The organism is Azospirillum sp. B506, assembly GCF_000333595.1.
In the GTDB taxonomy this organism is placed as follows: Bacteria; Pseudomonadota; Alphaproteobacteria; order Azospirillales; family Azospirillaceae; genus Azospirillum.
Map to the genome: position 1 here is coordinate 1 of NZ_BADK01000373.1, position 1,069 is coordinate 1,069.

Genomic DNA, 1,069 nt, shown 5'->3' on the forward strand with positions numbered 1-1,069 from the left:
GGCCTGCACCAAGCACAATTACTGGTGAAGGACGTCGACAATCTGCCCCGCACCCTGCACGAGGCCTTTTATGTCGCGCGCAGCGGCCGTCCCGGCCCGGTGCTGGTCGACATTCCGAAGGATGTGCAGTTCGCCGACGGCACCTACGTCCCGCCGGCGGAGGTCAAGCACAAGACCTACCGGCCGCAGGTGAAGCCTGAGATCGCCCGCATCGAGGAGGCGGTGGACCTGATCGCCAATGCCAAGCGGCCGGTCTTCTACACCGGCGGCGGCGTGATCAATGCCGGTCCCTTCGCGGCCAAGCTGCTGACCCAGTTCGTCAAGGCCACCGGTTTCCCGATCACTTCGACCCTGATGGGGTTGGGCGCCTTCCCGGCCTCCGACACTCAGTGGCTGGGCATGCTCGGCATGCACGGCACGTACGAGGCGAATCTCGCCATGTACGAATGCGACGTCATGATCAACATCGGCGCCCGCTTCGACGACCGCGTCACCGGCAAGCTGTCGGCCTTCTCGCCGGGGTCCAAGAAGATCCACGTCGACATCGATCCCAGCTCGATCAACAAGAACGTCGCTGTCGACATTCCGATCGTCGGCGACTGCGGTGCGGTGCTGGAAGACATGCTGCGCATCTGGAAGGCGCGCGCCAAGTCGCCGGACAAGGCCGCGCTGAAGCAGTGGTGGGGCAAGATCGAGGGCTGGCGCGCCCGCAACTGCCTGAACTACAACCGCACCGAATCGGTCATCAAGCCGCAGTATGCGCTGGAGCGGCTGCGCGAGGCCCTGCGCGGCAAGGACCACTACATCACGACGGAAGTCGGCCAGCACCAGATGTGGGCCGCCCAGTTCCTGCCCTTCGACCAGCCGAACCGCTGGATGACTTCGGGCGGGCTCGGCACCATGGGCTATGGCCTGCCGGCCGCCATCGGCGCCCAGATGGCCCACCCCGACGCCATCGTCGTCGACGTGTCGGGCGAGGCCAGCTTCCTGATGAACATGCAGGAGATCGGAACCGCCGTGCAGTACCGCGCGCCGGTCAAGATCTTCATCCGAACAACCAGTATATGGC

The 1,069-nt window shown here is 65.1% G+C and carries 1 pseudogene; it reads left to right on the forward strand.

Going from position 1 to position 1,069, the window contains the following annotated elements:
- Window positions 1-1,069, forward strand: a pseudogene (locus tag I71_RS11555) (thiamine pyrophosphate-dependent enzyme); the annotation flags it as partial.